Origin of the sequence: Salinicola lusitanus (assembly GCF_038648475.1) — a bacterium.
Lineage (GTDB): Bacteria > Pseudomonadota > Gammaproteobacteria > Pseudomonadales > Halomonadaceae > Salinicola > Salinicola lusitanus.
On record NZ_CP151919.1, the window covers coordinates 852,918 to 878,375 of the forward strand.

General features: G+C 64.1%; 22 protein-coding genes. 3 read left to right on the forward strand and 19 right to left on the reverse strand.

The annotated features are described in order from the left end of the window. Positions 1–44 precede the first annotated feature (44 nt). On the reverse strand, positions 45–1,001 hold the full coding sequence (rluD, locus tag AAGT95_RS03975) for a 23S rRNA pseudouridine(1911/1915/1917) synthase RluD (protein WP_342595632.1): 957 nt from the start codon (positions 999–1,001) through the stop codon (positions 45–47). Between the two features lie 146 nt (positions 1,002–1,147). Here rluD and AAGT95_RS03980 point away from each other — a divergent pair, with 146 nt between their 5' ends. Further along, the gene (locus AAGT95_RS03980) at positions 1,148–1,960 is read left to right on the forward strand and encodes an outer membrane protein assembly factor BamD (RefSeq protein WP_110603437.1); all 813 of its coding nucleotides are present in this window, start codon (positions 1,148–1,150) and stop codon (positions 1,958–1,960) included. Between the two features lie 175 nt (positions 1,961–2,135). On the opposite strand, the gene AAGT95_RS03985 is transcribed toward AAGT95_RS03980, so the two are convergent. Beyond that, positions 2,136–3,776 (reverse strand): NAD+ synthase, encoded by a 1,641-nt coding sequence (locus tag AAGT95_RS03985; protein WP_342595633.1) that lies wholly within the window; start codon positions 3,774–3,776, stop codon positions 2,136–2,138. Between the two features lie 94 nt (positions 3,777–3,870). Beyond that, on the reverse strand, positions 3,871–4,953 hold the full coding sequence (gene thiO, locus AAGT95_RS03990) for a glycine oxidase ThiO (RefSeq protein WP_110710550.1): 1,083 nt from the start codon (positions 4,951–4,953) through the stop codon (positions 3,871–3,873). A gap of 59 nt (positions 4,954–5,012) precedes the next feature. On the opposite strand from thiO, the gene AAGT95_RS03995 reads away from it, so the two are divergent. After that, positions 5,013–5,594 (forward strand): GspH/FimT family pseudopilin, encoded by a 582-nt coding sequence (locus AAGT95_RS03995; protein ID WP_342595634.1) that lies wholly within the window; start codon positions 5,013–5,015, stop codon positions 5,592–5,594. A gap of 16 nt (positions 5,595–5,610) precedes the next feature. Here the strand turns inward: AAGT95_RS03995 and AAGT95_RS04000 are convergent, their stop codons facing one another. From AAGT95_RS04000 to rplU, 16 genes are all read right to left on the reverse strand, one after another. Next, positions 5,611–6,036 (reverse strand): type IV pilin protein, encoded by a 426-nt coding sequence (locus tag AAGT95_RS04000; protein WP_110603435.1) that lies wholly within the window; start codon positions 6,034–6,036, stop codon positions 5,611–5,613. A gap of 3 nt (positions 6,037–6,039) precedes the next feature. After that, entirely contained in the window at positions 6,040–10,443 is a 4,404-nt protein-coding gene (locus AAGT95_RS04005) for a pilus assembly protein (protein ID WP_342595635.1), read from the reverse strand. Continuing rightward, on the reverse strand, positions 10,433–10,969 hold the full coding sequence (locus AAGT95_RS04010) for a pilus assembly PilX family protein (protein ID WP_342595636.1): 537 nt from the start codon (positions 10,967–10,969) through the stop codon (positions 10,433–10,435). The genes AAGT95_RS04005 and AAGT95_RS04010 overlap by 11 nt, the downstream gene beginning before the upstream one ends. Continuing rightward, positions 10,969–11,748 carry a PilW family protein gene (locus tag AAGT95_RS04015; RefSeq protein WP_157958289.1) on the reverse strand — a complete coding sequence of 260 codons (780 nt, stop codon included), beginning with the start codon at positions 11,746–11,748 and terminating at the stop codon, positions 10,969–10,971. The genes AAGT95_RS04010 and AAGT95_RS04015 overlap by 1 nt, the downstream gene beginning before the upstream one ends. Beyond that, positions 11,745–12,293: a type IV pilus modification PilV family protein gene (locus AAGT95_RS04020; RefSeq protein WP_342595637.1), complete on the reverse strand. Its 549-nt coding sequence runs from the start codon at positions 12,291–12,293 to the stop codon at positions 11,745–11,747. Before AAGT95_RS04020 ends, AAGT95_RS04015 begins: the two co-directional genes overlap by 4 nt. A gap of 131 nt (positions 12,294–12,424) precedes the next feature. Beyond that, positions 12,425–13,381 carry a 4-hydroxy-3-methylbut-2-enyl diphosphate reductase gene (gene ispH / locus AAGT95_RS04025; protein WP_110603404.1) on the reverse strand — a complete coding sequence of 319 codons (957 nt, stop codon included), beginning with the start codon at positions 13,379–13,381 and terminating at the stop codon, positions 12,425–12,427. Positions 13,382–13,432: 51 nt separating this feature from the next. Then, positions 13,433–13,900 (reverse strand): FKBP-type peptidyl-prolyl cis-trans isomerase, encoded by a 468-nt coding sequence (gene fkpB / locus AAGT95_RS04030; RefSeq protein ID WP_342595638.1) that lies wholly within the window; start codon positions 13,898–13,900, stop codon positions 13,433–13,435. Then, positions 13,897–14,454, reverse strand: a complete 558-nt coding sequence (gene lspA / locus AAGT95_RS04035) for a signal peptidase II (RefSeq protein ID WP_342596515.1) — start codon at positions 14,452–14,454, stop codon at positions 13,897–13,899. The genes fkpB and lspA overlap by 4 nt, the downstream gene beginning before the upstream one ends. Positions 14,455–14,482: 28 nt before the next feature. Then, positions 14,483–17,332, reverse strand: a complete 2,850-nt coding sequence (gene ileS, locus AAGT95_RS04040; RefSeq protein WP_342595639.1) for an isoleucine--tRNA ligase — start codon at positions 17,330–17,332, stop codon at positions 14,483–14,485. A gap of 129 nt (positions 17,333–17,461) precedes the next feature. Then, a complete protein-coding gene (gene ribF / locus AAGT95_RS04045; RefSeq protein WP_342595640.1) occupies positions 17,462–18,595 on the reverse strand; it encodes a bifunctional riboflavin kinase/FAD synthetase in 1,134 nt (377 codons plus the stop codon). Positions 18,596–18,671: 76 nt separating this feature from the next. Further along, positions 18,672–20,183 (reverse strand): murein biosynthesis integral membrane protein MurJ, encoded by a 1,512-nt coding sequence (gene murJ, locus AAGT95_RS04050; RefSeq protein ID WP_342596516.1) that lies wholly within the window; start codon positions 20,181–20,183, stop codon positions 18,672–18,674. A gap of 365 nt (positions 20,184–20,548) precedes the next feature. Next, positions 20,549–20,815 carry a 30S ribosomal protein S20 gene (rpsT, locus tag AAGT95_RS04055; protein WP_110603393.1) on the reverse strand — a complete coding sequence of 89 codons (267 nt, stop codon included), beginning with the start codon at positions 20,813–20,815 and terminating at the stop codon, positions 20,549–20,551. 238 nt (positions 20,816–21,053) lie between these two features. Continuing rightward, a complete protein-coding gene (proB, locus tag AAGT95_RS04060) occupies positions 21,054–22,190 on the reverse strand; it encodes a glutamate 5-kinase (RefSeq protein WP_110603391.1) in 1,137 nt (378 codons plus the stop codon). A gap of 33 nt (positions 22,191–22,223) precedes the next feature. Next, positions 22,224–23,417 carry a GTPase ObgE gene (gene obgE / locus AAGT95_RS04065; RefSeq protein ID WP_342595641.1) on the reverse strand — a complete coding sequence of 398 codons (1,194 nt, stop codon included), beginning with the start codon at positions 23,415–23,417 and terminating at the stop codon, positions 22,224–22,226. Between the two features lie 108 nt (positions 23,418–23,525). Next, entirely contained in the window at positions 23,526–23,783 is a 258-nt protein-coding gene (gene rpmA / locus AAGT95_RS04070; RefSeq protein ID WP_110603387.1) for a 50S ribosomal protein L27, read from the reverse strand. A 32-nt stretch (positions 23,784–23,815) separates the two neighbouring features. After that, entirely contained in the window at positions 23,816–24,127 is a 312-nt protein-coding gene (rplU, locus tag AAGT95_RS04075; RefSeq protein WP_110603385.1) for a 50S ribosomal protein L21, read from the reverse strand. Between the two features lie 333 nt (positions 24,128–24,460). Here rplU and ispB point away from each other — a divergent pair, with 333 nt between their 5' ends. Continuing rightward, positions 24,461–25,435, forward strand: a complete 975-nt coding sequence (gene ispB / locus AAGT95_RS04080) for an octaprenyl diphosphate synthase (RefSeq protein ID WP_342595642.1) — start codon at positions 24,461–24,463, stop codon at positions 25,433–25,435. The last annotated feature ends 23 nt before the right edge of the window (positions 25,436–25,458 follow it).

Here is a 25,458-nt window from a genome sequence, read left to right on the forward strand (position 1 = left end):
CTCGGAGTCATTCGTCAGTGGCGACGAACACGAGGATGAATGCATCAATCGGCCTCCTGATCCTCACGCAGTGCATCCAGCAGCAGAAACATGTCGTCGGGTAGCGGTGCCTTGCACTCGATCGGCGCCCCGTTGACGGGGTGGTCGAAGCGCAGTTTATGCGCATGCAGGGCCTGGCGCGGAAACGTCCTGAGCAGCGTCTTCAGCGAGTCGCCCGCCCCGGCCGGCAACTTGAGCCTTCCCCCGTAGACCGGGTCGCCGATCAGCGGGTAGCGAACGTGCGCCATGTGCACCCGGATCTGATGCGTCCGACCGGTCTCGAGCCGGCAGCGAACGTGAGTGTGCGCGCGAAAGCGCTCGGTGACGCGATAGTGCGTGACCGCCGGCTTGCCCGAGGCGATCACCGCCTGACGCTGACGATCCTTGGGGTGACGCCCGATCGGCGCATCCACCTTGCCGCCGGCGGTCATCGCACCCACCACGATGGCATCGTACTCCCGCGACACCGTCCGCGCCTGCAACTGAGCCACCAGCGCGGTCTGCGCCGTCAGCGTCTTCGCTACCATCATCAGCCCGGTCGTGTCCTTGTCGAGACGATGAACGATACCCGCCCGTGGGATCGCCGCCAATGGGGCATGGTGATGCAGCAGTGCATTGAGCAGCGTGCCATCGGGATTGCCGGCGGCGGGATGCACGACCAGCCCGGCAGGCTTGTCGATCACCATGACGTCGTCGTCCTCGAACACGATCGACAGCGGAATCTCCTGAGGCTCCCAGCGGGTCTCTTCCTCGAGCCGGGTGTCGAGTGCTAGCCGCTCGCCGCCGATCACCTTATCCTTGGGCCGGGCCTTCTCTCCGTCGACCGTCAACTCGCCCTGCTGAATCCAGCTCTTGAGGCGCTCTCGCGAGAATTCGGGGAACATTTCGGCTGCGGTCTGGTCGAGACGTCGCCCTGCCAGATGCTCGGGTACACGCTCATCGCGCTTCAGGATGTCAGCCATACGTGAGGATCGGTTCCGTTTCGCCGGTACGTGTCGCCGCTGCGTTTCGTCGGCGCGTTTCGTCGGTACAAGGGTTTGCTTTATAGTGAGTCGAATTCGGCGGATTCTAGCACGGCCGCCAAGGAATGGTTGATACGAGGATGATGATGCGATTTTCTGCGCGATGTTCCGCTCTGGCCGCCCTGTTGCTGGCAGGCGCACTGCTCGCTGGCTGTGCCAGCAATGAGCCTGCCCCCGACCTGCAGGAGCAGGATCTTTACCAGCAAGCCCAGAGCTCCCTCGATGCCGGCCGTTACAGTACCGCGGTAACGCAGCTGGAAGCGCTGGATACCCGATTCCCTTTCGGCCGCTATGCCGAACAGGCGCAACTCGAACTGATCTACGCCTACTATCGAGTCGAGGACTGGGAAAAGACTCGCGCCGCCGCCAGTCGCTTCATTCGCCTCCATCCGGATCATCCGCAGGTCGACTACGCCTACTACATGCGCGGTCTCGGCGCCTATCAGGCAGGTCGCTTCAGCCTCGAGAGCATGGAGTTGATCGACATCTCCAAGCGTGACCTGGGTGCCTCACGTGACGCCTACGTCGACTTCGGCGAACTGGTGCGCCGCTTTCCCGACAGCGCCTACGCTCCGGATGCCCGTCAGCGCATCATCTACCTGCGCAACGTGATGGCGCGCCATGAGCTGCAGGTGGCCGACTTCTATCTGCGCAAAGGGGCCTATGTCGCGGCCGTCGAGCGCGGCCGCTGGGTGATCGAGCACTATCCCAAGTCCACCGCCACTCGCGACGCCCTGGCGGTGATGGTGGAGGGCTATCTGGGACTGAAGATGCGTGACCGCGCCGAAACCGTGCTGCAGACGCTGATCGAGAACGATCCGGACAATAGCCAGCTCGACGGCGATACCTTCGTGCCCAAGCACGTCAATGTCGACCCGCCGCTGACGGCCAAAGGCTAAAGCCACGAGCCACGAGCCACGAGCCACGAGCCACGAGCCACGAGCCACGAGCCACGAGCCACGAGCCACGAGCCACGTGGCCCAGATTGCGATCTACCAAGAAAAGCGCCAGCGACATTGTCGCTGGCGCTTTTCGTAGCTGCTGTTTAGCGCCCCGAAGCGGCGTAGCCCGTAGCTAGTTTCCCGGCTTCCAGCCGTTGACGATGGGATAGCGGCGGTCGCGCCCGAACCCTCTGAGCGTGACACGCACGCCGACCGGCGCCTGGCGGCGCTTGTATTCGTTACGGTCGACCAGCTTGACCACCTGATAGACGTCGTCGCGCTCGAACCCCGCCTCGATGATCGCTTCCGCGCTCATGTCGCCTTCGATATAGCGTTCGAGAATCGCATCCAGCACGTCGTAGCCCGGCAGCGAGTCGCTGTCCTGCTGATCCGGCGCCAGCTCGGCCGAGGGCGGGCGGCTGATGACCCGCTCGGGAATCGCCGGCTCCTGGGCGTTGCGCCAGTTGGCCAGCCGATAGACCCAGGTCTTGTAGACATCCTTGAGCGCATTGTAGCCGCCGACCATATCGCCATAGAGGGTGGCATAGCCCACCGCCATCTCGCTCTTGTTGCCGGTGGTCTGGACCATCAGTCCCTTCTTGTTGGAGATCGCCATCAGCAGCACGCCGCGCACGCGGGACTGCAGGTTCTCTTCGGTGGTATCCGCCGCCAGCCCGCTGAAGCTCTCGGCCAGTGTCGCGGTGAAGGCCTCGACCATCGGCGCGATCGGCATCACCTCGTAGCCGACGCCGAGCATCCTGGCCTGTTCGGCGGCATCGGCCTGGGATATCTCGGCGGTATAGTGATACGGCATCATCACCGCGTGGACTCGATCCGGGCCCAGCGCATCGACGGCAATGGCCAGCGACAACGACGAGTCGATACCACCGGAGAGCCCCATCACCACGCCCTTGAAACCGCTCTTGTTGACGTAGTCGCGAAGGCCGGTGACCAGCGCGCAGTAGAGATTCTCCTCGGCGCCCAGCAGTGGTTCACGCTCGCCCTCTTGCGGCTCCCAGCCCATGGCATCCCGGCTGAAGCGCACCGGCATCAGCCCGACCTGCCAGAACGGCGCCCGCACGGCGACCTCCCCAGTGGCGACCAGCACCAGCGAGCCGCCGTCGAACACCAGTTCGTCCTGGCCGCCGATGGCGTTGACGTAGACCAGCGGCTTCTCCACTTCACGCGCGCGCTCGGCGAACAGCCGCTCCCGCTCGGCGGGTTTGTCGAGATGGAACGGCGAGGCGTTGAGGGTGACCAGAATATCGGCGCCAGCCTCTGCGGATTGACGCACCGGCGCGCCATCCCACAGGTCCTCGCAGATCAGAATTCCGAGCTTCGCCCCCTTGTGCTCGACGATCAGGGGCTCGTGTCCCGGCTCGAAGTAACGATCCTCGTCGAATACCTGATAATTGGGCAGCGCCTGCTTGGCATATTCGCCGCGCCACTCACCGCCCAGCAGCACCCCAGCCAGGTTGTGACGTCGGCCGTCGCGAACGCCCGGATAGCCGATGATGACGAGGGTCTGCGGCGCGATCCTGTCGATCTTCTGCGCCATCTCTGCCAGGGCGTCCTGCAGTCGCGACTCCATCGCCTCGCGCAGCAGCAGATCCTCCGGCGGATAACCGGTCAGGAACAGCTCGCTGAAGACAACCACATCCGCGCCATGCTCGATGCGTGCCTCACGCACCGCCTCGATGGCCGCCGCGGTATTACCGGCGATATCGCCCACCATCGGGTCCAGTTGCGCCATCACCAGGGTCAGGTCTTGCATGGGTAAACTCGTCTCCAGACAGATGCGGCGCTCAAGCGCCTCGGTGGCCGTCATCCATTTTCGCGCATGCCGGGTACAGAGGCAAAACAGCGCCTCAGATCAGCCGGTACGGGGCCGGATCGACGATCGGCTCGCAGCCGATCAGCTGATCGACCAGCAACCGCGTGGCTGCCGGCGCCAGCACCAATCCGTTGCGATAATGGCCCGCATTGACGTGCAGACCGTCGAAGCCAGGCACCGCGCCGATCGTCGGCACGCCATCCGGCGAGCCGGGACGCAGCCCCGCCCACTGCTGCTCGACCGGACACCGGGCCAACTGCGGGATGATCGACAGGGCGCTGGCATGCAGCGACTCGAGGGCTGCCGACGTGGTCTGCTTGTCGAAGCCGACCTCTTCCAGCGTGGAGCCGGCCAGCACGCGGCCGTCTCCCCGCGGGATCACGTAGCGGCCATCCTTGAGCACGACCCGCTCGACCAGCCCCGCCGGCGCCTTGAAAAGGATCATCTGCCCCTTGACCGGACGCACGGCCAACTCGACCCCGATATCCGCCAGCAGCCCCCGCGACCAGGCCCCCCCGCAGATGATCGTCTGCCCGGCACGAATCGCCCCGGCGGACGTCTCCACCCCCTCGATCACCGATCCGCGCCGGACAAGGCCGGCTACCTCGCACCGCTCATGGATCTCGACCTGCGTCATGCGCTCGAGCCGCGCCCGCAGCGCCTTGACCAGGCGCGGATTGCGGATGCTGCCAAGCGTCGGCATCCACAACGCGTCATCGAAGCCTGGCGCCGCATTGGGCTCTCTGGCGTAGAGCTCCTCGGCGCCGATCGTGGCCAGCGGCTTGGCCACGTCCCGCGCCCAGCGCAGGGCTCGGTCGGCGTCGTCGACGCGCAGGTAGAGCAACCCCTTCTGGCGATACTCCGGGTCGATGCCCGTCTCCTCGAACAGCCGCCCGGCCAGCTCGGGGTAGCGCCCCTCGGACCAGCTGGAAAGGGCCGATATCGCTTTCGAGTAACGCCACGGGTAGAGCGGCGAAACGATACCGCCGCCCGCCCAGGAAGCCTCACGGCCACACTGGCCACGCTCGACCAACGCCACCGAATGGCCGGCATCGGCCAGCTGCAGCGCCGTCATCATGCCGATGACACCGCCGCCCACGATCAAGAAATCCTGCATGGTGTCGATATCCTGACAAAAGGACGATTCTATCATTCGTCCAGAACCCGGACGCCGCAATGGTCTCTCGAGCTTCATCCCTGCAACCCGGCACCGATCATCCGTTGACGAGGCGGCAGCAGCGAGGCTTCACACTCATCGAGCTGATGATCTGCGTGGTCATTCTCGGCATTCTGGCGAGCTGGGCCGCGCCCGGCCTGGCGAACCTGAGCGCCCGCATGACGCTGGACAAGGAAGTGGAACGGGTATGGCAGTTGATAAGAAGGGCAAGACAGGAAGCCGCCACCAGCGGGCAGCCGACCTGGCTCTGCCCGACCGAGGACGGGGTGACCTGCAGCAACAATGGCCAGTGGGACGATACCTTACTGCTGTTCATCGATGGCAATGGCAACGGCCAGCCTGACAATGACGAGCGCATGCTCGCGGTGAGTCGCCCCAACGGGAATCAGGTCAGCATTACCGCCAACAGCTTTGCCAAGGGCATGGGCTACACGCCGCTGGGATTCACCCGGGGGCGACAGTTCGGGACCTTCACCCTCACCAACCCGGCTGCGGCCGGGGGAGGCCACAGGATCGTCGTGCACTTTGCCCGTATTCGGCTCGACACGATCGCTGCCAAGGCAGTGAAAGACGAGAACTAGACCTGACGGGCCAGGCTCAATCGCAACTGCCGGGCGCCGGCGCGCGACTCCCCTGGCTGTCCAGACTCATGATGTCGCACGTTCCACTGGTGCGGCCATCCGCGCGACTGGCAGTGATCAAATAGCGCTGGCCGCCGTCGTCGATCTCCACGACCAGGCCATATCGGGCGGTGCCACTTTCCGGGGACTGACTGGGAGAGAGGCCCAATGTCGAGGGAGAGACGGCATCGCCGGACTCCTCCCCATAGCGGTAGGTCTGCGAGTAGCGCCGCTCCAGGTTCAGCGCCAGAGCCTGCATCGCCGCCTGGGCATCCCGCGCCTGCGCCCGCTCGACATAGCGGAGATAGTTCGGGATGGCGATGGCCGCCAGAATCCCGACGATCGCGACCGCGATCATCAGCTCGATCAGGGTAAAGCCGCGGGCACGCAATAGTTTATTCATCCGTCACTCCAGTCTGCGCCAGGTCACTCGGCCGAGCTGCATGCTGTTGAGCGGGGTCTCGGCAATCTTCGTCAACGCGCCATTGGTGCCGGCGCTCACTTTGGTTTCCTGGCCACCGTCATCGTCGAGCATCACTCGCGGGGTAAAGATCGCGCCATTGGTCGCGATAGCGATCGGCACATAGCGGGTGGCGTCATTCGACGATGGATAGTAGCTGTCCTGGTCGTCGACCTTGCCGTCACCGTTGACATCCAGCACCGGCGTCGGAAAGGCAGAGCCGTACCAGGCATTCAACTCATAGAGGTAGCCGGCATCCTCCGCACCGCAGACGCCATAGCCCGGGATCAACGATGAGAACAGAATCCGGTTGCCGCGTAGCGAGGGGCCATCGACGACCCTCTCGGTGTCCGCTAGATCGAGATACCAACCGTTTTCCGGATAGCGGCTGGTGTCGACGTCATCGAGATATCGCACCATGGGGGAAGAGGCGTCCTGATCGTCGAGCGTCGTCTGGTGGAAAGCGCGCCCGGCCAGATCGGCACGTGTCAGCGTGTCACTTCTGGCGACGCCGCCCACGAAGTCCCTCACCGCGTAGAAGCTGTCGGAGGCCCCGCGGTCCTGAGTGGTAGGCAAACCGTAGTTCTCCCCGCCGCCAGTGCCGAACAGCACCATCAGCCCGCCATCCGGATGTCTACCGACCTCCAGTGTCGAAGTGATGACCTGGCGCTCGCCCGCTCTGACGCCGCTGAAAAGCCGATGGACGCTATCTTCCCAGCCAGCCGGATCAGAAGAGGAGAGGTCGAAGCGCCAGATATTCCCTTGCAGGTCCGCGCCGTAGGCCAGATCGACGCGACCATCTTCATCGCGGTCCAACAGGGAGACGGTCATCATGCCGTTATCACCGCTGTTGTCGGCCACGCTCGGTGTCAACCGCACGACATCCGAACTCGACCAGTCGCCCCCAGCGCCACCATCGACGAAAAGAATGTAGAGACTGGCCTTGCCAGCCTCACTGGCATAGCCATTGCCGACCACCACGGCGAATCGCCCATTCTCCATCCGCACAACACTGGGTTGGTTGTAGATGTAACCCAGTTGCTGGTCATCCTCCCCGAACACGGCAGCGTCATCGGCGGGGTCATATTCCCAGAGTGCGAGCGCGCTGGCATTCGACTCACTGAAGCGAGCCGGATCGGTCACGTCGAGGGCGAACAGGCCCTTGCCGCCCGACCCCAGGCCGCTCGTCAGCAGCGAAAACCAGGCACCGGTGCCCGCCTCGCCATGGCGGGCATCCAGCACCGTCGGACTGCCGTCGACATAATAGCGATGCCGGTAATCGGGATCGGCGAGCTCGGGCAACTGCTCGAGCACGAGCCCGGGCACATACGCAACGCGCTCAACCCCGGTGGCCGCATCGAAGCCGTGGAGCATGCCATCATTGCCACCCACGTAGAGCATCTTGGCCCGCGTGCGTTGAGCAGTCCGGAATTCGGCATAGCTCGTGTCGCCCTCATCCGGCACGTAGTAGGTATTGGGCACGCCGACGAGATACGGCCGCGAGCCAATGAAATCGCCCAGCCTGGCGCTTTCGCGGCCGTTCAACCAGAGCCGGTCACGCAGACCGCCCCCGTTGCGCTGCTCGTTTTCGGTGTCGCCGCGGATGTACCCGACCACATTCTGCAGCCGCTGGGTCATGTCGACGCCGGCGCCCTCGAATGCAGTCGTCGTGAAGGGGATCCCCGCCCCCGTGTCGGGATCATGGGTAATGATCTGGCGATTGCCTGGCAGGGGTAGCTGGTTGCGGGCGCTCCACACACTGCTGATGACGCCATCCTTCCCGAGCTTCACTGCCTGGAGATCGCCGGACCAGCTGTATTGATTGTTGTAGAGCGTCTGGAAGACATAGTCCTCGACGTCGCCGTCATGGCCGATGGTGACGCCCGCTCCTGTGCGATTGGTGTTCTCCAGCACCTGATCCAGCAGTTCGCGCAACGTGTCCGCCAGCTCACCGATACGGTTGACCTCGAAGTAGGCGCCGGGAGATCCGTCTTCGCGGCGGCTGTCGTTGCCGTACTTGGCGGCGTAATACAGTGGTGTCTCGAGCTCCTGTCCCGTGTTGCCCGCGACCCGGTAGGTGGCCGTCGTCGCCGGGCTACCGTTACATGGGTCGCTCGGCGGACAGAGCGATCCGGGATAGCTGTTGGTGTAGTTATTGATTCCGGTGTGGACGTTGAAGCCGTCGCTCTGCTGAACCACGATCCGGTCGGCGCTCTCCCCGGTACCGTAGCGCCCACTGGTGCCGCTGAGAATATAGCCGAGGCCGAGCTTGTGAGACGCCGCGGCGCGGGTCACGCTGGTGGTGATCGAGAGACGCTCGTTCGAGAGCACGTAGCTCAGGCGTACTTCCGCATCGAAATCGTAATCTCCACCGAACTCCGAATCTTCCCAGTCAATCAGGAAGCTACCGCTCGAGCCGTCGGCCGCCTGCGATTCGACGAGGAAGTTGACGATCGCGCACTTGCCTCCCGCCGTGGTGTTGGAACAGGCGGGAATCAGGGAAACGGACTTGCCGGCACCGATAGGTATCGATACAAGCGGGACGTTGGACGCGAGTTGCACGGCATAGGTATCGATCGGCTGGCCATCGTTCCCCTCGGGGCCGCGAATGACGGTATCGTGGTGGGCGAAACGCGCCAGCCCGGCCACGCTGTAGCCGCCCTCCAGGCCCGGGGCATTAGGGCAGAGCCCCTTCGCATCGCTGAGCCCGGAGAGCGTCTTGGCCGTGCAGAACTTGTCACTGTCCGTGCCGGCGCTGGCGGGGGTCTGGCCAATGAAGTAGTCCCCGGAAATGCCCTCGGCCGCGCCGACGGCATTGGTCTGGGTCCGGATCTGGCCGGCCGAAACCGGTGACGAACCGGGAGCCCCCAGATCGTCGTTATCGAAGGAGATTTCGCTGGCATTGACCAGCAGCAACGAGTGTGCGGCACACCACTTGCCGGAGAGATCGTTGTCCCAGGCAGGTGATGTCAGCCCCGGAATATAGCTGGTCTCGACACGACCGGTTCCGACAGAGAACCTCTCCGTTGCCGATGTCTCTCCACCTATATAGCGCAGCGCCTCAAGGGCAATCTCGCCAAATGGGTTCCCCCAGTTGGAGCAACTGCCATTATTGAAAGAGCCTCGCCCCCAGGGGCAATTATCGCCCGAACTTGCGTTGTAGTTGCTGTCCTGATAGCTGTATTTCGCTATCTTCAGCGCATCGAGGTTGCTGACGATACCGCTATAGTCATCTGCGAACACGCCGGTGGCAGCGCTGAACTCGCTCCCGAAACCGCTGAAATTGGCTCTTAACACGCCGCCTTGCTTGTTGTTCTCGTAAGAGCCCGTAAACAGACCGAACTCGATATCGCTGGCATAGTCATGCAGCAAACCCGTGGGCTTCGGGTAGGCAGAGTCTGGATAGGCGGTACAGTTTTCACTCTCATCAGCGGCGGCACAGACTTCGACCCTGGCGCGATACTCCTCAGATCCTCGGGATAACCTGTAAGGGAAATCCCCCCAGTTCTGGCGTTCACCTCGCCATGGGCACTGCCACTGTTCGGTACTCGCCCATTTGGGCCAGCCTACCTTGCTGCCGCTCTCGTTGCCGGTGGCAACGCGAATCAGCGGGGGATCGTTCACGCTGCCAGAGTATATATTTTGTCGTGGATGATACGTCGTATTGCAGAATGTGACGGCGCTGGCGCCATTGAAGGGCGTGTTCTTGTTGATGATATTCGGGTCGGAAATGATTTTACTGAAGCTATGGGAATCCATCGGCAGAAACGCGCGCTCCAGCACCGTCGTTTCTGTCGCACTGTCTCGGTGTCTCTTGCCACCATACAGCGCCTTTCGAATGATATCGATCCGCGTCATTGTCGCCCAGTTGAGCAGATTTCCACTCCAGGATTTATTCCCGCTGCAACTGAATTCGTCATCGCCTGGCTTTCCGTTTCCGTTTCCGTTTCCGTTTCCGTTTCCGTTTCCGTTTCCGTTTCCGTTTCCGTTTCCGTTTCCGTTTCCGTTTCCGTTTCCGTTTCCGTTTCCGTTTCCAGCATTACCGATGCGTCTGAATGCCCCACCGTCAAGGTGAGTGTCGTAGTCATAGCAGCCACGGCTATCGAAATAGCCGTAGTATTCGATGTCGGGGCGGTAGGTGGAATCGATCGCCCCGTCGCCATCGAGGTCGGACCAATCGGTGTAGGCTTTCGAATACCAGTTGTGGTCATTGGAGAGCACCAGCATGCTGCGTGGCGACGTATCGGCCTGGGCGCTCAATGGCGGATAATGGGGCACATCGTCCGCTGCCCACCCCTGGGTCGCGGCTGTCATCAGCAGGCCGCCCAGCACCCAGCCCTTAATAGACATAGCGAGCCTCCAGGCGCTGAATCGATCGACCGCCCGGGCCGAACCCGATGCTGAACACCCGGAAGAAGTAACGCTGCTCTGGATCCTCTTCCGCCTGCCCTTTGACCGCCGGATCGACCTCCTGATAGCCGTCCACCAACGCTGGCGCGACACAGCCGATCATGTAGCGGGGTGCGGGCATGAAACCGCCGCTATCGCTGCTGTAGAGCGTAAAGTTGGCGACGGCTCCCGTACGCTCCAACGATTGCCAGTGAGTGTCATCATCGAGGCCATCCAGCGTCGTGATGCTGTAGCGCTCCCCTCCCGCATTGCAGAACAGTCCCAGGTCCCCGCTATTCTCGATGGCGACCTCGGCGGAGCGCAGTCCTGCCTCCGCGGCCTGGAACGCCATCTGGCGTGCCGCCTCGTTCGCCGAGAGCTGTTGCTGGACACGCGTCGAATCGCTGACTGCCAGTGCGAGCATCGACACCAACGCCACCATCACGAGCGTCACCAGCAGGGCGGCGCCACGTTGATTGCCAGGCATCACTGAGCGGTCTCCGGAAGATTGCGAAGTGCAATGGTCGTCTCCAGGCGTGTGCGCGCGCGGCCATCTTCGAAACTGACGGTCCCTTCTCCCCACGGGAAACTCTGAACGTAGCGCTCGCCGGTCGACTCCGCCGACGCAAGGATCAGCGCCAGCCTGACCGCCCTGACCGTGGTCCAGTTGACGTGCTCCCGCGACTGGAACGCATTGGAGTCATCGAGATATTCCCAGCGCATCGCCTCCACATCGTTGAGCAGAGGCAGCGAACGATGCATTTCGCCACCGGAGAGCGAGACCAGGCAGCGCAACGTGTGGCCATCCAGATAAAGGCCCGTGACGGCAATCGAATCGGCGTCGCTGCCGTCGGAAGACGGAAAAGAGGTACCGTCGCAGTGGGTCAGCGGCTGGCCGCTCAGCTCGGCGGCCCGATAACGAACCCATATTTCGTCATCCGAGTCGGCAGCGGCCAGCTGGCCGGCGGCAAAGGCGGGTATCTGCTTGTCTTCCGCCGGCGTGTAGCTGGGGAACAGCAGGCTCAGATCCTCCCAGCGATCGCTGTAGCCGGACAGCCAGATCTGCTGCTGAATCACGCTCAGCGCGAACCGCCGAGCATCCTGAACATCCTGGTTGGCCACGGAAGTCTGATAGCTTCTGCGACTGGACATGGTGTAGCTGGTCACCATGAGTACCAACATCAGGCCGATCAGCATCGCGACCATCAACTCGACCAGACTGACACCACGCTGGCGGGCCGGGAGAGATGCCAGGACGCGGCTCACAGTATCGTCTCCAGGCGCAGGCAGCCGCCGTCGGCCGCCACCGAGAAGTCGGCATCCTGCGGGCGGCACGTCACCTGAACGTCGTCGTCGGGCAGACGGCGCCAGGCGATGGAGAGATCGGCCTTCAAGAGGTCACCGTCCAGCTTCAGGATTTTCAACTGCGCTGCAGCATGGGGAAGTTGATCGCCCAATGAAGATAACCAGACGGTGATCAGGTCACATAGCCACTGATTGGGCCCCGAGCAGCCAACGGGGGCGCCATCGCGGATTCCTATTCCCTCCGATGCCACCCGGTCCGTTCGCAACTGCTCGATCAGATTGCCGCTCATGGCGACGGCTGCCGAACGCCAGCGCGCCTCGATCTCGTCCCGCTGGGTCATGAGTTGCAACGCGCCCACGCCAAGCAGCGCAATGCTCAGCACGAGCAGCGCAATCAAGGATTCGATCAGCGTGACCCCACGCTCGCGTCCACCGAGGCGAACGGTTGATCGCATCGAGACCGAACGCGGCTCGACAGTGAGACGGTGGGGCGGATTGGCGGACACGCGAGACTCCGCGGCGATTGCGCGGCCACCGGAAAGGATGGCCGACAAGGGTTCGGCAACCAGCGCCACTACGCGACTGGTTACATTTGTTTACCCTATATCGGCTCGAAGCTAAGAAGATTTAGCGCGGATCACGCCTCGCTGGCGATCACCCGCTCGCGGAGTTCCCGCGGCATGGAAAAGGTGATCGTCTCGGCGCGACCGGAGAGCTCCTCCGGCACGCTGGCGCCATGTGCCCTGAGCTTGTCGATGACTCCAGCAACCAGAACCTCCGGCGCGCTGGCACCGGCGGTGATGCCGATGGTGCCGACTCCCGCAAGCCAGGCGGGATCGATCTGTTCGGCATCATCGATCAGATAGGCCGGCGTACCGACGCGCTCGGACAGCTCGCGCAACCGGTTGGAGTTGGAGCTGTTGACGCTGCCCACCACCAGCACCAGGTCCGAGTCGGCGGCCAGCTCGCGGACCGCGTCCTGGCGATTCTGGGTGGCGTAGCAGATATCGTCCTTGCGCGGCCCCTGGATCTCGGGGAAGTGCTCGCGCAGGGCATCGATCACCCTGGCGGTGTCGTCCATCGACAACGTGGTCTGGGTGACGAACGCCAGCCGTGAGGGATCGCGCACCGGTAGCCTGGCGACGTCTTCCTCGTCCTCGACGAGATAGATCGCCCCGCCATGACTCTCGTCGTAGCGCCCCATGGTACCTTCGACCTCCGGATGGCCGGCGTGGCCGATCAGGATGCACTCCTGGCCGCGCTTGGCGTAGCGCAGCACTTCCATGTGCACCTTGGTCACCAGCGGGCAGGTGGCATCGAAGATCTTGAGCCCGCGACGCTCGGCCTCCTGCTGCACCGCCCGCGACACGCCGTGAGCCGAGAAGATCACGATGACGTCGTCGGGGATTTCATCGAGCTCCTCGACGAAGATCGCTCCCCGCTCACGCAGCGAGTCCACCACGAAGCGGTTGTGGACCACCTCGTGACGCACGTAAATGGGCGGTCCGAAGACATCGAGCGCGCGATTGACGATGTCGATGGCACGATCGACGCCGGCGCAGAAGCCGCGGGGATTGGCCAGCTTGATTTGCATAATGACCTCGCTTGATACGCTCGGATGTCGTGGTGAAAAACCGACCCGGGCTCAATGAGTCGTGGCGGGTTTCACGTCCAGGATTTCCACCTCGAAGGTCAGGGTACGCCCTGCCAGCGGATGATTGAAGTCGACTTCGACATGGCGATCGTCGACGCGGGCGATCACGCCGGGCAGTTCGCCACCGGCGGCATCGGCGAACGACATCACAGTACCGGGTTCCACGGCCTCCTCGAAAGCGTCACGTGAGAGGCGCTGCACGTTCTGCGGGTTGTGCTGGCCAAAGGCGTGTTCGGGGGAGATCTCGAAGGCACCGGTGTCGTTCGCCGCCATGCCCTTGAGTGGCGCCTCGAAGCCCGGCGGCAGGTTGCCGTCGCCGAGCTGAAACGTCGCCGGCTGCTTGTCCCGGGTCGAGTCCACCACTTCGCCGTCCTCGAGTTTCACCGTGAAGTGGAGCGTGACTTCCATGCCTTCGCCGACGCGGTAGTCGCGATCGTGCGGGTGGCCGTTCTCGCTCATGAGTCATCTCCTGTCGAGGAAGATTTGTCAGCCGAAGATTTACCCGTCGAAGCAGTCTTGTCGTCGGCGGCGTGAGAGGCCTTCGGTCGACGCGAATCGAGCAGCGACTGCAGGATCAGGCCGACCGCTCCCAGCGTGATCGCCGTGTCGGCCAGGTTGAACGCCGGGTAGTACCAGCCGCCCCAGTGAAACGACAGATAGTCGACCACATAGCCGTGCACCAGTCGATCGTAGAGATTGCCGATGGCGCCGCCGATCACCAGGGTCAGCGAGATCGCGGTCAGCGTCTCGCCGCGCTTGAGTCGCGAGAGCCACACCGTCAGCCCGACGCTGGCGCCGATCGCGATCAGCGCGAACAGCCAGCGCTGCCAGCCGGCGTGCTCGGCCAGGAAGCTGAAGGCGGCGCCGGTGTTGTGCAGCAGCGTCAGGTTGAAGATCGGCAGCACTTCCAGTGGCCGGCCGTAATCGAGATGCGCCGAAGCCAGCGCCTTGATGCCGAGATCGAGCACGATGACCACCAGCGATAGCCACAGCCAGCGCAGCGGGCGATGCATTCGATCGGTGGCGGGGTGGGAAGCGGAATCAGGCAAAGCGGCGTACCTCTCCCGGGCCATCCGGCAGGTTGGCGATGGAGCGCGCCGACAGCGTCGGGTGCTCGGGATTGGCGCCGACATCCGGCCGCCGCTCCCAGCTGCGCTCGTCCTTCTCGTACGGACTCATGCGTACCGCGACCTTGAGCCCCTCCAGCTCGGTGGACTTGGCATCGCCCGCTGCCGTCAACGGCTTCAGCGTGGCTTCGGAAGTGATCAGCACGAAACGCAGTTCGTCCTCGAAACGGGACAGCAGCGCGTGCAGTGCGTCGTCGACGTAGAGCGTCACCTCGCTGTCCAGGGCGCCCTTGATCACGCCCTCGTTGCGCGCATCCTCGAGCTGTTTGTTGACCGCCTGCTTGACCGCGATCACCTGTTCCCAGAACTGCCGCCCCATCTCGGCATTTTCAGGCAGTTGGCTCAGCCCGTCGTAATAGGTCTCGAGATGCACGCTCTCGCCACGCGCCCCGGGGATGTTCTCGTAGATCTCATCGGCGGTGAACGAGAGGATCGGCGCGATCCAGCGCGCCAGCGCCTCGACGATATGATAAAGCGCCGTCTGGCAGCTGCGTCGCGCCAGCGAGTCGGGCTGGGTGGTGTACTGGCGATCCTTGATGATGTCCAGATAGAACCCGCCCATGTCGCGGGCGCAGAAGTCGTGAACCTGCTGGTAGACGTCACGGAACCGATAGTCGCCATAGGCCTGCTGAATGCGCGCCTGCAGTTCGGCGGCGCGACCCACCGCCCAGCGATCCAGCGCCAGCATGTCGTCGAAGGCGACGGTGTCGGTGGCCGGGTCGAATCCGGTCAGGTTGCCGAGCAGAAAGCGCGAGGTATTGCGGATTCGGCGATAGACATCGGCGGTGCGCTTGAGGATCTCGTCGGAGACCGCCATCTCGCCGGAGTAGTCGGTAGAGGCGACCCACAGCCGCAGGATGTCGGCCCCCAGCTTGTCCATCACCTGCTGCGGCGCGACCACGTTGCCCAGCGACTTGGACATCTTGCGGCCCTTCTCGTCCACGGTGAAACCGTGAGTCAGCAGCGCCTTGTAGGGCGGATGGCCATCGATGGCGCAACCGGTCAGCAGCGACGAATGGAACCAGCCGCGATGCTGGTCCGAGCCTTCGAGGTAGAGATCGGCGCGGGGCCCTTGCTCGTGGCCGAGCGCGTGGGAGCCGCGCAGCACGTGCCAGTGGGTGGTGCCGGAATCGAACCAGACGTCGAGGGTGTCGGTCACCTTCTCGTACTGGTCGGCCTCGTCGCCCAGCAGCTCGCGCGGGTCGAGCCTGAACCAGGCCTCGATACCGTCGCGCTCGACATGTTCGGCGACGGTTTCCATCAGCTCGACGGTGCGCGGATGCAGCTCGCCGCTCGCCTTGTCGATAAAGAACGGGATCGGCACGCCCCAGTTGCGCTGCCGCGAGATGCACCAGTCGGGGCGATTGGCGATCATCGCGTGCAGCCGCGCCTGCCCCCACCCGGGAATGAAACCGGTGGCGTCGACACCCGCCAGCGCCTTGTCGCGCAGCGTGCGGCCATCGGCACCCTCGAGATCCATGCCCACGAACCACTGGGCCGTGGCGCGGTAGATGACCGGCGTCTTGTGACGCCAGCAGTGCATGTAGCTGTGGGTGATCCTGTCGTGGGCCATCAGCGCGCCGGCCTCTTCCAGCTTGGCGACGATCTGCGGATTCGCCTTCCAGATCATCTGGCCGCCGAACAGTGGCAGTGTCTCGACGTAGACGCCGTTGCTCTGCACCGGGTTGAGGATCTCGTCGAAGCTCATGCCGTAACGGCGGCAGGAGTGGAAGTCATCCTCGCCGTAGGCCGGCGCCGAGTGAACGATACCGGTACCGGCGCCCAGCTCGACGTAGTCGGCCAGATAGATCGGCGAGAGCCGGTCGTAGCCGCTCTCCAGTGCCGCCAGCGGATGCCGGAAAGCGATGCGCTCGAGACGTTCGCCCGGGGCGGTGGCGATGATCTCGCCGCTCAGGCCGAAACGTTCCAGGCTCGATTCGACCAGTTCCTCGGCCAGCAGCAGCAGACGCTCGCCGGTATCGACCAGGGCGTAGGTGAACTCCGGGTGCACGTTCATCGCCTGGTTGGCGGGAATCGTCCATGGCGTGGTGGTCCAGATCACTGCCGCCGCCGGCTTGGCCAGCGAATCCAGCCCGAACGCCGTCGCCAGTCCGGCATCGTCGACCGCCGGGAAGGCGACATCGATCGCATCGGACTGCTTGTCCTGGTACTCGACCTCGGCTTCGGCCAGTGCCGAGCCGCAGTCGAAGCACCAGTTGACCGGCTTGAGTCCCTTGAACACGTAGCCACCCTTGACCATCTCGGCCAGGGCACGAATCTCGCCCGCCTCGTTGGCGAAGTTCATGGTCAGGTAGGGGTGGTCCCAGTCGCCCTGAACCCCGAGGCGCACGAAGCCTTCCTTCTGCACCTCGACCTGGGCGGCCGCATACTCGCGGCACAGCGCCCGGGCCTCGTCCGCCGGCAGGTGCTTGCCGTGGGTGGTCTCGACCTTGTGCTCGATGGGCAGGCCGTGGCAGTCCCAGCCGGGTACGTAGGGGGCGTCGAAGCCGGCCAGGCTCTTCGACCTGACGATGAAGTCCTTGAGCAGCTTGTTGACCGCATGACCGATGTGAATGCTGCCGTTGGCGTAGGGAGGACCGTCGTGGAGCACGAAGCGCTCGCGCCCCCGACGTGCCTCACGCAGCTTGGCGTAGAGGTTCATGTCGTTCCACTGCGCGATTCGGCCCGGCTCCCGCGCCGGCAGATTGCCGCGCATGGGGAAGTCGGTCGAGGGCAGATTCAGCGTGTGCTTGTAGTCGCTCATGGCTTTTTCGGTCCGCTCAGGGCTGATGTCGTGGCACTCGAGGTTGGTATCGTGGCGCTCGAGGCTATATTCGTGCCGCTCAGGACGCTATCCGCGAGGCCCGAGCGGTATTCGTGACGTTCAAGCTGTTCAGTCGCCGCCGGCGTCATTGGGCGCCGCGTGCGCGGCCCCGCCGGGATTCGACGGTTCGGGTGGCAACGGTGCCGAGGCGAGCGGAAACCGTGCCTGAGGCAACGAGGCGGCGCAGAGTCCACCGGCTGCGGCCTCGATCTCCGCCGGCCCCGGCTCGGGAGCCGAGCCCGACTGCTGTTCCGGCCGCGCAAAATAGCGGCGAGTGTTGTCGAGATCGCGATGGATCTGCGCGACCAGGGCGTCGAATTGGTCGAACTTGGCTTCGCCGCGCAACCGGGCGCAGGGAACGACGGTGAGCATCTCGCCATAAAGGTCGAGCTCGCGATCCAGCAGATGTACCTCCAGCATCGGCTGATCGGCGCCCACGGTGGGACGCCAGCCGATGTTGGCCGCGCCCGCGACCCACTCCCCATTCGCCAGTCGGGTCGCGCAGGCGAACACGCCGCGCAGCGCCATGGGCCGCCGGGTCAGCGGGATGTTGGCGGTGGGCACGCCGATCGTGCGGCCCAACTGGCGGTCGCGGACGACCCGCCCCTGATAACCGTGAGGTCGGCCCAGCATCCGCGCGGCCTGGAAGAAATTGCCGCTGGCCAGCAGCGTACGTACCCGAGTGCTCGAGACGCGCTCGTCGTCGAGGGTGAAGGTTCGGGTATGCTCGACGGCAAAGCCGCGCTCGCGTCCGACGGCCTGCAGTAGCGTGAAGTCGCCGGCCCGGTCGCAACCGAAACGGAAATCGTCGCCCACCACCAGATGCTTCACCTGCAGACCGTCGATCAACACCCGCTCGATGAACTGCCGGGCAGTGAGGCTGCGCAAGGCATCGTTGAACGGCAGACACAGGATCCGGTCGGCGCCGTGAGCCTTGAGCAACGCCACCTTGTCGCGCAGCCGGGTCAGTCGCGGCGGCGCCTGGTCGCCGGCGAAGTACTCGCGCGGCTGCGGCTCGAAGATCACCACCGTGACCGGCAGCTTCTGCGACCGGGACAGCGTCTGCAACTGCTCGAGAATGGCCTGATGTCCAAGATGCACGCCATCGAAGTTGCCGATGGTCGCCACGCAGCCACGCGCCGCCTGGCCCTGCGGATCAGGGCTTCCGGGGGGCAAATTGTGCAGGCCTCGGATCAGTTCCATGGAGTCTGTTCCCGTTTCGACGCGAGCCGCGTCGCTGCCTCGAAAAGCGTCAGTATAAACAAGGCCCCTTCCCCTATCAGCCGTGCAGGCGGAAGTCTCTCAGACGGACGCCGCTGAGCGCCAGCCAGCCAAAATAGATCACCGAACCGCCGATCACCAATGCCGTCAGCATGACGGCGCGATGCAGCGCGCTCCAGGTCACCCAGGTGTGCCACTCCGGCGACAGCCACCATAGCGCGGCGCCCATCAGCAGGCAGCCGCCGACGACCTGGATGGCGTAGCGCCCCCAGCCGGGCTGGAACTTCAACACACCCTGACGGCGCAGTCCCAATCCCAGCAGCCCGGCATTGAGAAACGCCGACAGTGCCGTGGCGAGCGCCAACCCGGCGTGCGCCAACGGCACGATGAGCGCCAGGTTCATCACCATGTTGGCGAACATCGCCACGATGCCGATCTTGACCGGCGTCTTGGTGTCCTGGCGCGCAAAATAGCCCGGCGCCAACACCTTGATCAGCATGAACGCCAGCAACCCCAGTGCATAGGCCCGCAGGCTGCGCGCGGCCATGACCACGTCGTGATCGGTCATCGCGCCGTAGTGGAACAGGCTGACCAGCAACGGTTCGGCCAGCAGTATCAGCGCCAGCGCGGCCGGCAGCCCGATCAGCAGCACCATCCGCAACGCCCAGTCCAGCATGCGCGCGAAATGTTCCCGGGATTCGTCGGCATGCCGCTTGGAGAGCGCCGGCAAAATCACCGTGGCGATGGCGATCCCGAATACGCCCAGCGGCAGCTCCACCAGCCGATCGGAGTAGTAGAGCCAGGAGACACTGCCGGAGACCAGAAACGATGCCAGCACCGTATCCAGCAGCAGATTGATCTGCGAGACGGACACGCCGAACAATGCCGGGGTCATCAATCGCAGAATGCGCCGGACGCCGGGGTGCCGGAACCGCGCCCGCGGCCGTGGCATCAGTCCCAGCCGGGCCAGGAACGGAAGCTGGAACAGCAACTGGGCCGCGCCGGCGATCAATACCCCCCAGGCCAGGCCCATGGCCGGGTCTTCCATCCAGGGCGTCAGCCAGACCGCCGCGCCGATCATGCAGACATTGAGCAGCACCGGCGTGAAGGCGGGTATCGCGAAGCGCTCCCAGGTGTTGAGCACGCTACCCGCAAAGGCTGTCAACGAGATCAGCAGCAGATAGGGAAAGGTCAGCCGCAGCATGTCGGCGGTCAGTGCCAGTTTGCCGGGGTCCGCCTTGAAGCCGGGCGCGAAGAGCCATACCAGCCATGGCGCGGCAGCGATGGCCAGCGCCGTGATCAGCGCCAACACCACGCTGAGGCTGCCGGAGACCGCATCGAGCAGTTCGCGAACCTCGGCCCGGGTGCGCTGGGTGGCGTACTCCGAGAGCACCGGCACGAAAGCCTGGTTGAATGCCCCTTCGGCGAACAGGCGACGCATGAAGTTGGGAATCTTGAACGCCACGAAAAACGCGTCCGCCCCACTACCGGCACCCAGCAGTGCGGCGATCACCACATCTCTCGCCAGGCCGAGCACGCGCGACAGCAGCGTCATCGTGCTGACGACCATGCCGGAGCGCAGCAGCCCGCGGCGAGAGACCGGGGTCGCGGTTCCCGCCGCCACCGCGTCGGCCACCGTCGTCTTGTCCGTCGTACCGTCCGCAGGTCCGTGCTGTTCGCTCATGCCGCGCCGTCGCTCACTTCAGGAAATCCCCCATCGCCCGCTGCGCTGCTCCCGTGGCGATCTCGAGCCGTTGCTACCGAGACCCTGACTTCGACATCGAGACCTCGACGCCCGGGCCACGAAAGGCAGCCACAAAAAATCGCCGGGAGCGATTCTTGGCGTCGCGCAGCGACAGCCCGCAGGGTGGCCACCATGGATGGCAGGCCACAAAAAAACCGGCCGAAGCCGGTTTTTCGTCAAGCGCGTCCGGCTCAGGCAGCCAGCGCCTTAATTCGCTTGTTCAGGCGACTCTTGATGCGCGCGGCCTTCTTCTTAGACATGGCGTCCTTGTCGGCGATGCGATCGATGACCGGCTGAGCGGCCTTGAACTCGGTGTTCGCCTGCGCCTGATCGCCAGACTGGATAGCCTTGATCACACGCTTGATATAGGTACGAACCATGGAACGCTGACTTGCGTTGAGCTTGCGGCGGTCTTCCGCCTGACGTGCGCGCTTACGCGCCTGCTTGGTATTCGCCACCGTCGACTCCTTGGAGATGTTGACAGTCAATTCTGTAAGTTAAATCACCCAGGACAGCCTCGAAACCGCTTCAGGCAACCCTGAATGATTCGGCCGAATGTTCAATGGCTCCCGAGCAACGCTTGGGGCCATTTTCGACTGCGTTTAGGCAGTCTTAACGGGCCATGTCTGAGAGGATGCGGGATTCTATCACAGGACCCACGGGGTATCCAGCAGCAACTGGTGCATCCGGAGTGTTTCAGATCACCACCAGATTGTCTCGATGGATCAGCTCCGGCGCCTCCATGTAGCCCAGGATTTCGGCGATGCGCTGACTGGGCTGTCCAACGAGCCGAGCAGCGTCGGCGCTCGAGTAGTTGACCAAACCCTTGGCCACTCGCGCGCCCCGCTCGTCGACACACACCACCATGTCGCCACGTCGAAAGGTGCCCTCAACTTGCTTGACACCCACCGGCAACAGGCTCGACCCCTGGCCACGCAGCACCTTGACCGCGCCGGCATCCAGGGTCAGTGTGCCGCGCACCTGCAGCTGTCCGGCAAGCCAACGCTTGCGAGCCGCCAGCGGCGCGTGATCCGGATACAGCAGCGTCCCCAGCGACTCGCCCTCGAGCAGCCGGTTGAGCACCGCCGCCTGGCGCCCGCTGGCGATCGCGGTGACCGCGCCGGAACGGGCCGCCAGCCGGGCCGCCCGCAACTTGGTCGCCATGCCGCCTCGGCCCAGTACACCTCCACCACCAGCGACCGCATCGAGGCCGGGATCGTCCGCCCGAGCTTCGTCGATCAGTCTGGCATCGGCGTTGTGGCGCGGATCGGCATCGAACAGCCCCTCCTGGTCAGTCAGGATCAGAAGCGCATCGGCCTCGAGCAGATTGGCCACCAGCGCCCCCAGGGTATCGTTGTCGCCGAAGCGGATCTCGTCGGTCACCACGGTGTCGTTCTCGTTGATCACCGGGATCACGCCGAGCTGCACCAGGGTGCGCAGCGCCGAGCGCGCATTTAGGTAGCGCTTGCGGTTAGAAAGATCGTCGTGGGTCAGCAATACCTGGGCACTGCGCAGGTCGTGGCGGGCGAAATGCGTTTCGTAGCACTGGGACAGCCCGCTCTGGCCGACGGCGGCGGCCGCCTGCAGCTCGTGCACGGCCGTCGGCCGCGCGTGCCACCCCAACCGCACCATGCCTTCGGCGATGGAGCCGGACGAGACCAGCACGACCTCGACGCCGCGCCGATGCAGCTCCGCCATCTGGTCGACCCAGCCGCCAATGGCCGCATCGTCGAGCCCGCGCCCATCGTTGGTCAGCAAGGCGCTGCCGATCTTGACCACGACCCGCCGCGCGCCTTCGAGGACACCGCGCCCCATGCGTCCATCCGTCGCCATCTCAATCTCCGTCCGACATGACCCACGAAGGGTTCAACGCGTATATTCCACTTCGACATCGTGGTCGTCGTCGTCATCGTCGAACTCCTCGACGACTTCGCCACGCTTGACACGCAGACGGGTCTGATGCGCTTCCACCCGCTCCACCGACTCGGCCTCCATGCGCCGACGCATCTCGCGCTCGCGCTCCGCGGCCTCTTCGTCATCGTGTTCCAGCTGTCGCTGTTCGGTGAGCCAACGGTGCGCCGACTGCACCAGGTCGTCCGTGCCTTCGCTGGAGATCGCCGAAATCCGGAACACCGGCCCCTGCCAGTCCAGTCGCGAGACGATGTCCGCCACCCGCGCCTCGCGATCCTCCGCCGGCAGCAGGTCGAGCTTGTTGATCACCAGCCAGCGCGGCAGCTCGGCCAGCGTCGGCGAGAACTGCGACAGCTCCCGGGCGATCGCCTCGACCGCCGCCACCGGATCGGACTCGTCGAACGGCGCGGCATCGACCACATGCAGCAGCAGTCGCGTGCGGGTCAGGTGCTTGAGAAAGCGCAGCCCGAGCCCGGCACCATCCGAGGCCCCTTCGATCAGCCCGGGCACGTCCGCCATCACGAAGTGCTCATGCGTGCCGAGCTTGACCACTCCCAGATTGGGCACCAGCGTGGTGAAGGGGTAGTTGGCCACCTTCGGCTTGGCCGCGGAGACCGCCCGGATCAGTGTGGACTTGCCGGCGTTGGGCAGCCCCAGCAACCCCACGTCGGCCATCACCTTCATTTCCAGGCGCAGCTTGCGCCGCTCGCCGTCGGTGCCCGGCGTGGTCCGGCGCGGCGAGCGATTGGTCGAGGACTTGAAATGGATATTGCCAAGCCCTCGGCGCCCACCCTGGGCCACCAGCACGACCTGACCCTCGGAGGTCACGTCGGCAATCACTTCGAGAGTGTCCTCGTCGATCACCGTGGTACCCACCGGCACCTTGACGTGCAAGTCGTCGCCGGCCTTGCCGCTCATCTGGCGCCCCTGCCCCTGCTGGCCGCTCTGGGCCTTGTAGAAGCGCTGGAACTTGAAGTCGATCAGGGTGTTCAGCGACTCGTCGCCGATCAGGTAGACATTGCCGCCATGGCCGCCGTCGCCACCATCGGGGCCGCCCTTGGGCACGTACTTTTCGCGCCGGAAGCTGAGACAGCCGTTGCCGCCCCTGCCAGCTTCGACGGTGATCGAGGTTTCATCGACGAACTGCATGTCACTCTCCCGGCGGCGAGCGCCGCGCGCGTGGATACCGCATGATATTGCCGCAACAACGAAAAAGCCCCGCCTGAGCGGGGCTTTTCACACAAGGTCCGTGATGTCTCAGGCGGAGACTACACTCACGAACTTGCGGTTTCTCGGGCCTTTCTGTTCGAACTTGATGACGCCGTCATTCAGTGCGAACAGGGTGTGGTCCTTGCCGATACCCACACCGCTACCCGGATGGAACTTGGTGCCGCGCTGACGGACGATAATGTTACCGGCCGTAGCCTTCTGTCCACCGTACAGCTTGACACCCAGGCGTTTGGATTCGGAATCGCGACCGTTGCGCGTACTACCGGCGGCCTTCTTATGAGCCATGGCGAATACCTCTCTCTGGGGGAATGTCCCGCTTAAGCGGAGATTCCGGTGATCTTGACTTCAGTGAACCACTGACGGTGGCCCTGACGCTTCATGTGATGCTTACGACGGCGGAACTTGATGATCTGCACCTTGTCGCCGCGGCCGTGAGAAACGATTTCAGCGGCCACCTTGGCGCCGCCGACCAACGGTGCGCCGACCTTGATGTCGTCACCGTCGGCGACCAGCAGAACCTGATCGAATTCCAGGGTCTCGCCGGTCGGCACTTCCAGCTTCTCAAGCTTCAGTGTCTGACCTTCCTGCACGCGGTATTGCTTACCGCCGCTCTTGATAACAGCGTACATAACTCTTTCTCCAGGGCTTTTGGAGCCGAAGCTCGTCGGCCAAGCTCATCGGTACGAATCGCTCTTTCATCGACCTGCGTCGAGTGGTGCCCCTTCCGGCAACCATCTGACAGGGAGCATGATGAGTTGGGCGGCGGATTATAACGATTGCAGCGAAACCAGGCAAGCCCTTGCGCCGCCAATATTCGTCGATGTCGGCGAAGGCGGGAAACGGGCCCGTCGCCGTGCCTCCGTCGGTTGACGCACCTGTAGGCGCCACCTAGCATACCCCCTCACATCGCCTCTCTCGGCCCGACTCAGAGCGGCCCCACCCGATTCATTGACAAGCCGACCATGCAATCCAACGCTGCATCCATCCATGCATCGGTGGCTGAGGACTTCGCCGCCGTCAATCGCACGATCCTCGCTCAGTTGGCGTCGCGAATACCGCTGGTCGAGACCATCGGCCAGTACATCATCGAAAGTGGTGGCAAGCGGCTGCGTCCGTTGCTGGTGCTCCTGGCGGCGCGCGCACTCGACTACCCCGGCGACAAGCACGTCACCCTGGCGACCCTGATCGAGTTCATGCACACCTCCACGCTGCTGCACGACGACGTCGTCGACGAGTCCAGCCGGCGGCGTGGCAAGGCCACCGCCAACGACACCTGGGGCAATGCGCCCTCGGTACTGGTCGGCGACTTCCTCTACTCGCGCTCGTTCCAGATGATGGTCGAGGTCGGATCGATGCGGATCATGCAGGTACTCTCCGGCGCCACCTGCGTGATCGCCGAAGGCGAAGTCCAGCAGCTGACCAATATCGGCAATGCCGACATCGAAGAGTCGGATTACTTCGATACCATCCAGGGCAAGACCGCGATGCTGTTCGAGGCGGCTTCCCACAGCGGCGCCATCCTCGCCGACGCCAGCGCCGAGCAGGAGCAAGCGCTCAAGCTTTACGGCCGTTACCTGGGGCTCGCGTTCCAGTTGATCGACGACCTGCTCGACTATCAGGGCGACGCCGACACCATGGGCAAGAACGTGGGCGACGATCTCGCCGAGGGCAAACCGACGCTGCCGCTGATTCACGCCATGCGCGAAGGAACGCCGGAGCAGTCGGCACTGATCCGTCAGGCGATCACCGACGGCGGCCTGGAGCAACTGGCGGACGTGCTGGCGATCGTGCGCGAAACCGGCGCTCTCGACTATACCCAGCGTCGCGCCGAGGAGATGGCCGAGAAGGCCCGGGAACAGCTGGAAATCCTGCCGCCGAGCCCTTATCGAGACAGCATGGAAACACTGACGCGGGTGGCCGTCGAGCGGGACGTCTAAAAGGCAGCACGATCAGGGTTGCA